The sequence below is a fragment of the Streptomyces azureus genome (genome assembly GCF_001270025.1).
Lineage (GTDB): Bacteria > Actinomycetota > Actinomycetes > Streptomycetales > Streptomycetaceae > Streptomyces > Streptomyces azureus.
Genome location: NZ_DF968270.1, coordinates 1 through 5,616 on the forward strand (window position 1 = coordinate 1; position 5,616 = coordinate 5,616).

At 72.3% G+C, this 5,616-nt stretch carries 6 protein-coding genes; 2 read left to right on the forward strand and 4 right to left on the reverse strand.

Annotated features, from left to right (window positions below; genetic code table 11):
- Together AOQ53_RS16950 and AOQ53_RS16955 are read right to left on the reverse strand one after the other, a co-directional pair.
- Positions 1 to 877: serine/threonine-protein kinase (locus tag AOQ53_RS16950; protein WP_148640337.1), on the reverse strand; the 877-nt coding region annotated here is incomplete at its 3' end.
- A gap of 201 nt (positions 878 to 1,078) precedes the next feature.
- Positions 1,079 to 1,801, reverse strand: coding sequence for a VOC family protein (locus tag AOQ53_RS16955; RefSeq protein WP_059418218.1), 723 nt, complete (start codon positions 1,799 to 1,801; stop codon positions 1,079 to 1,081).
- A 134-nt stretch (positions 1,802 to 1,935) separates the two neighbouring features.
- On the opposite strand from AOQ53_RS16955, the gene AOQ53_RS16960 reads away from it, so the two are divergent.
- Entirely contained in the window at positions 1,936 to 2,571 is a 636-nt protein-coding gene (locus tag AOQ53_RS16960; RefSeq protein WP_059418219.1) for a TetR family transcriptional regulator, read from the forward strand.
- A 90-nt stretch (positions 2,572 to 2,661) separates the two neighbouring features.
- On the opposite strand, the gene AOQ53_RS16965 is transcribed toward AOQ53_RS16960, so the two are convergent.
- Together AOQ53_RS16965 and AOQ53_RS16970 are read right to left on the reverse strand one after the other, a co-directional pair.
- On the reverse strand, positions 2,662 to 3,132 hold the full coding sequence (locus tag AOQ53_RS16965) for a nitroreductase family deazaflavin-dependent oxidoreductase (RefSeq protein WP_059418221.1): 471 nt from the start codon (positions 3,130 to 3,132) through the stop codon (positions 2,662 to 2,664).
- Positions 3,129 to 4,310, reverse strand: coding sequence for an acyl-CoA dehydrogenase family protein (locus tag AOQ53_RS16970; RefSeq protein WP_059418222.1), 1,182 nt, complete (start codon positions 4,308 to 4,310; stop codon positions 3,129 to 3,131). Before AOQ53_RS16970 ends, AOQ53_RS16965 begins: the two co-directional genes overlap by 4 nt.
- A gap of 132 nt (positions 4,311 to 4,442) precedes the next feature.
- Between AOQ53_RS16970 and AOQ53_RS16975 the strand changes: the two genes are divergently transcribed.
- Positions 4,443 to 5,612 (forward strand): thiolase C-terminal domain-containing protein, encoded by a 1,170-nt coding sequence (locus tag AOQ53_RS16975; RefSeq protein ID WP_059418223.1) that lies wholly within the window; start codon positions 4,443 to 4,445, stop codon positions 5,610 to 5,612.
- The last annotated feature ends 4 nt before the right edge of the window (positions 5,613 to 5,616 follow it).

Consider the following 5,616-nt stretch of genomic DNA (forward strand, 5'->3'; position numbering starts at 1 on the left):
CGATCAGGCTGACCGCCCGCTCGGGCAGCCACGCGGAGGCCGTGCCGCTGTCGTCGGAGCCGGAGCCGAAGAGGTGGGGGGCCAGCTGGGCCTGGAGGTCGGCCGGGTTGGGTCGGGCCGTCGGGTCCATCTGCATGCAGGACTCGATGAGCGGACGCAGCTCGTCCGGGAGGCCCTCCAGGTCCGGGCCCTCGCGCAGCAGCATGAAGACGGTCTCGACCGGGTTGGCGCCGTGGAAGGGCGGGTGTCCGGTGGCGGCGAAGACCAGCATGGAGCCGAGGGAGAAGACGTCGCTCGCGCCCGTGACGCTGCGGGAGTCCTTGGCCTGCTCGGGGGACATGTAGGCGGGCGTGCCGACGGCGACGTTCGTCATCGTCAAACGTGTGTTCGAGACGCCTGACGCGATACCGAAGTCGATCACCCGGGGACCGTCCTCGACGACCAGGACGTTCGACGGCTTGAGGTCCCGGTGTACCAGCCCGGCACCGTGGATGGACTGGAGCGCCTCGGCCACGCCCGCCGCCAGCCAGCGCACCGCCTGAGCCGGGAGCGGCCCGCAGTCGTTCACTATCTCCTCGAGGGAGGGCGCGGGGACGTACGCGGTGGCGAGCCACGGCACGGCGGCGCGCGGGTCGGCGTCCACGACGGCGGCCGTGTAGAAGCCGGATACGGCGCGGGCCGCCTCCACCTCACGCGTGAAGCGGACCCGGAACAGCTGGTCCTCGGCCAGCTCCGTCCGGACGGTCTTGATCGCCACGCGCCGGCCGGACGCCGAGCGCGCGAGATAGACCAGCCCCATGCCGCCGGCACCCAGCCGTCCCAGCACCTCGAACGGCCCGATCCGCCGCGGATCGTGCTGCGTCAGCTGATCCACCACTTGCCTGCCACCTCCCCGTACGAGCCGCGCCAAGCCACATGTTCCACGCGACCCCGTGCAGCGTCTCACCACCGCACCGCCATGGCGGCACGCACCCTGATTCTTCCTGGCCGGAGCCTCGGTTGCGAACCCGGTGACAATTGGGATGTCTCGGTACACAGGCGATCAAACAATGACCAAACACTGCCTGATCGGCCCTGCTCAGCGGTGCAGCAGCGCGAAGGACGCCCCCTGATTGTCCGTGACGACGGCGACCGTGCCGTACGAGGTCCGGAAAGGCGGGGCCTGGATCCGGCCGCCGAGGCGGGTGACGTCCTCCAGCGCGGCCGGTACGTCCTCGACGGCGAAATGGACGAGGAAGTGGGGCGGCATCTCGGCCGGGAACACGTCGGAGACGGGGGCGCGGCCGAAGTCGGGCTCGGCCTCGGGGCCGAACAGGGCCTCCTGGAAGAGGTCGCCGTAGAAGGCGTTGGCCGCCTCGGTGTCCCGCGCGTACAGCTCCGCCCAGGCGAAGGTGCCCGGCTCGCGCCGCCTGCCGAAGCCGGGGTGCCGGTCCGGCTGCCACAGGGCGAAGACGGCCCCCTCCGGGTCGGTGACGAGAGCGGTGACACCCAGCTCCCCGGCCGGCACCGGCGACGAGACGACCTGCCCGCCGGCCGCCCGGATACGCCGGGCCAGGGCCGCCGCGTCCGGGGTCGCGAAGTACACCGTCCAGACGGTGGGCAGCCGGCCGTCCATCTTGCGGACCAGCGCGGCCACGGGTTCACCGTCCTTCAGCGCCTGCGCGAAGGGGCCGAACCAGTCCTCGAAGGTCCACCCGAAAAGTTCACCGTAGAACCGCTTGCCCGCCTCGACGTCGGGAAGCTGCGCGTCCACCCAGCAGGGGACGCCCTCTGCGTACACCGATGCCCTGTTTTCGGCCATGCCGACAACGTAACCGCGACTGCGGCACCCCGCAGACCAGGCACACCAGCCCCCGCACCTCCTTACACCCCATTTGCAGTCGGCCGAATCGCGCCCCGATCACGCCTCGGTAAGCTGACGGCATGACAGGACAAGTGCGTACCGTCGACGGCCGCGTGGCCGGCAGGCGTGGGCAGGCGACCCGGCAGAAGCTGCTCGACTGCCTCAGCGAGATGCTCAGCTCCTCCCCTTACCGGGACGTCAAAGTCATCGATGTCGCCCGGAAGGCGGGGACTTCGCCCGCGACCTTCTACCAGTACTTCCCGGACGTCGAGGGCGCCGTCCTGGAGATCGCCGAGCAAATGGCGACCGAGGGCGCCGCGTTGACCGAGCTCCTTCAGGGCCGTTCCTGGGCCGGCAAGGCCGGCTGGCAGACGGCACAGGAACTCGTCGACGGGTTCCTGGAGTTCTGGCGCAAGAACGACGCCATCCTCCGGGTCGTCGATCTCGGCGCCGCCGAGGGCGACAAGCGCTTCTACAAACTCCGGATGAAGATCCTCAACTCGGTGAACAACTCCCTCGCGGACTCCGTCGCCGAGCTCCAGGCCAAGGGCAGGGTCGACAAGGACGTGAACCCGGCGGCCGTCGCCGGTTCGCTGGTCGCGATGCTCGCGGCCGTCGCCTCCCACCAGAAGGGTTTCTCCTCCTGGGGCGTGAAGCAGGCCGAACTGAAGCCGAACCTCGCGCTGTTGGTACACCTGGGCGTCACGGGCAGGAAGCCGACGAAGTAACCCGGCCCGGCGCCCCCGGTCTTTTCCCGCACCCAAGTCCTGTCTGGCAGGCGGCGGTCCACCCGAGCGGACCGCCGCCTGTTGCGCTTTCTACCTTCGTACGATCCTGAACAACCGGATCTCCCGCTCCACCCGCGCCTGATACGCCGCGTACGGCGGCCAGAACGCCAGCACCGCCTGCCATGCCGCCGCCCGCTCCTCCCCCTCCAGCAGCCGGGCCGTGACCGGGATGTCCTGGCCCTTCCAGCTGATGCGGGCGTCGGGATGCGCGAGCAGGTTGTGACTCCAGGCGGGGTGCCCCGGCCGCCCGAAGTTGGACCCGACGACGATCCAGCCGCGTCCGCCGTCCTCGGGCATACAGGCCAGCGGTGTGTGACGGGGAAGCCCGCTCTTCGCCCCGGTCGAGGTCAGCACCACCCCCGGCAGGAGGTGCGCGCTGAGCAGCACTCTTCCGCGCGTGAGCCGGTGCACGGCCCGGTCGAGGGCCGGGAGGACGTGCGGCGCCACGCGCGCGAACCCCCGGGTCGAGGACACCCTCTGCACGAACCGCACGCCCCTCATCGGCCGGCCTCCTCGAAGACGTGCGCCACGTCGGCGGCATGGGCCCGCAGCCGGTGCGCCGGCCCGAACAGCAGCTCGTCGCCCGCGGCGCGCTTGAAGTACAGGTGAACCTCGTGCTCCCAGGTGAAACCGATGCCGCCGTGCGACTGGATCCCCTCGGCGGCTGCCGAGCGCAGCGCCTGAAGCGCCTGGGCGAGCGCGAGGCCGCCCACCCGATCCCCCCGGGCGGTGGCCCAGGCCGCGTAGTACGCCGCCGAGCGGGCCGCCTGCACCTGGACGTACACGTCGGCCAGCCGGTGCTTCACCGCCTGGAAGGAGCCGACAGGCCGCCCGAACTGCTCGCGCTGCCCGACGTACTCGACGGTCCGCTCCAGCACCCGGCCGGCGGCGCCGACGGCCTCGGCGGCGAGACAGGCGGCGGCGGTGTCACCGAGCCGGGCGAGGGCGGGGAGGGCGTCGGCGTCCCCGCCCCCCAGCAACTCGGCGGGTACGTGGCGGAGTTCGATACGGGCTTGTGGGCGGGTGGCGTCCAGCGCGGTCTGCCGTACGCGAGTGAGACCGGCCGCGTCACCGCGCACGAGGAAGAGCAGGACGCGGGAGCGGGCGAACCCGCCGGTGTGCGCGGCGACCAGGAGCAGCTGGGCACTGTGCCCGTCGAGGACCTGGTCGACCTGCCCGTACAGCTGCCAGCCGCCGTCGGCCTGCCGGGCCTGCACGCCCCCGGCCCGCCCGCCGCCGGCCCACTGCCCGCGCGGGTCGTGGCCGGTGAGTCCGAGCGCGGCGGCGAGGGCGGGACCCGGTACCGCGAGGGCTGCGGTGAGCGTCCCGGAGGCGATCCGCGGGAGCAGGTCGGCGCGCTGGGCGCCGGTGCCGAGGGCGAGCAGCAGCGGTGCCGTGAGGACGGCCGTGGCGAGCAGGGGCGAGGGGGCGAGGGCACGGCCCGTCTCCTCGCAGGCGAGGGCCAGCTCGGTGACCGAGCAGCCGGCACCGCCGTACCCCTCGGGGAGGGCCAGCCCGGGCAGGCCGAGCTGTTCGGCGAGGGCGGTCCACAGGGCCGGGTCGTGCCCGGCCGGAGTGTCGACGGCGGCCCGCAGCTCCCCGGGGCCGCACCGCTTGCGGAGCAGTTCGCGCAGGGTGCGGCGGATCTCGTCCTGTTCGGCGGTGAAGCGGGCGTCCATGGGGGTACCACCTCCGCATCTGACGGTGCGTCATATTAGGACCGGGAGCCGGGGATGCCCAGAGCCCTGCCGTGGTAGCGCTCGGCGTCACCTGATGTACCGTCATACGTGATCTGATGTACCGTCAGATTCATGGTTGCCCGGAGGAAAGTGGCCGTCGTCGGCGTGGCCCTCTCGGACTGCGGCCGCGTGGACGACGCGACCCCGTACGCGCTGCACGCCCAGGCGGCCCGCCGCGCCCTGGCCGACGCGGGCCTGGACCGCTCGCTGGTCGACGGCTTCGCCTCGGCAGGCCTGGGCACCCTGGCCCCCGTCGAGGTCGCCGAGTACCTGGGCCTGCGCCCCACCTGGGTCGACTCCACCTCTGTCGGCGGCTCCACCTGGGAGGTCATGGCGGCACACGCGGCGGACGCGATCGCGGCCGGGCACGCGCGCGCGGTGCTGCTCACCTACGGCTCGACGGCCCGCGCGGACGTCAGAGCGGGCCGCCGCACGGGGACGTTGTCCTTCGGCACGCGCGGCCCCCTCCAGTTCGAAGTCCCCTACGGCCACACCCTGATCGCCAAGTACGCCATGGCGGCCCGCCGCCACATGATCGAGTACGGCACGACGATCGAGCAGTTGGCGGAGGTGGCGGTCCAGGCCCGGGCCAACGCGGCCCTGAACCCCGAGGCGATGTTCCGCACCCCCGTCACGGTGGACGAGGTCCTGGCCGGCCCCGTGATCGCCGACCCCTTCACCAAGCTGCACTGCTGCGTCCGTTCCGACGGCGGGGCGGCGGTACTGCTGGCGGCGGAGGAGTACGTACGGGACTGCCGCACTTCCCCGGTGTGGGTGCTGGGGAGCGGGGAGCACGTCTCGCACGCCGCGATGTCCGACTGGGCGGACTTCACGGTGTCCCCGGCGGCGGTGAGCGGACGGCTGGCCTTCGAGCGGGCCGGCGTAAGGCCGGACGAGATGGACTTCGCGGAGATCTATGACGCGTTCACCTACATGACCCTGGTGACGCTGGAGGACCTCGGCTTCTGCGGGAAGGGCGAGGGCGGGGCGTTCGTGGAGAAGGGCCGGCTGCGGGTCGAGGGCGGGGAGCTTCCGGTGAACACCGACGGGGGTGGGCTGTCGGCTCAGCATCCGGGGATGCGGGGGCTGTTCCTGCTGGTGGAGGCGGTGCGGCAGTTGCGGGGGGAGGGCGGGGAACGGCAGGTGCGGCGGCGTGGCGACGGATCACTGCCGCGGCTGGGGGTGGCGTCCGGGACGGGTGGGTGGTTCTGCTCGTCGGGGACGGTGGTGCTGGGGGTGTGACGAC

What these genes read in the sequence shown, in the direction of transcription:
- AOQ53_RS16955 (WP_059418218.1), bottom strand. Translation starts at nt 1,801, where the DNA reads ATGGCCGAAAACAGGGCATCGGTGTACGCAGAGGGCGTCCCCTGCTGG.
- AOQ53_RS16965 (WP_059418221.1), bottom strand. Translation starts at nt 3,132, where the DNA reads ATGAGGGGCGTGCGGTTCGTGCAGAGGGTGTCCTCGACCCGGGGGTTC.
- AOQ53_RS16970 (WP_059418222.1), bottom strand. Translation starts at nt 4,310, where the DNA reads ATGGACGCCCGCTTCACCGCCGAACAGGACGAGATCCGCCGCACCCTG.
- AOQ53_RS16975 (WP_059418223.1), top strand. Translation starts at nt 4,443, where the DNA reads ATGGTTGCCCGGAGGAAAGTGGCCGTCGTCGGCGTGGCCCTCTCGGAC.